Below are 218 nucleotides of genomic sequence, written 5' to 3' on the forward strand. Positions count from 1 at the left end.
GTTATGGTCTGCGGAGATCAAGGGGCGCGCTGTTTTCGAGAGCATGAAGCCCGACGCCCGGGTATGTGATGTCGCACGGCGTTATGGTGTGAAGGCCCAGCAGTTGACGAGAGCTATGGCGGAATCTGGGTGATGACGGTGTGAGGAAGGCGGCGTATCGAGGCGGGTGACGAGCCTGCCAGAACCTCTCGAGGAGAGCGATACGCCATGACCGAGAC

1 protein-coding gene is annotated in these 218 nt (G+C 60.6%); it reads left to right on the forward strand.

What is annotated here, in order from left to right:
- Nucleotides 1-16 precede the first annotated feature (16 nt).
- A complete protein-coding gene (locus tag QJT78_RS52920) occupies nt 17-133 on the forward strand; it encodes a transposase (protein WP_281461022.1) in 117 nt (38 codons plus the stop codon).
- Nucleotides 134-218: the final 85 nt, after the last annotated feature.

It is taken from the genome of Bradyrhizobium sp. Mp27 (assembly GCF_029953005.1).
Lineage (GTDB): Bacteria > Pseudomonadota > Alphaproteobacteria > Rhizobiales > Xanthobacteraceae > Bradyrhizobium > Bradyrhizobium barranii.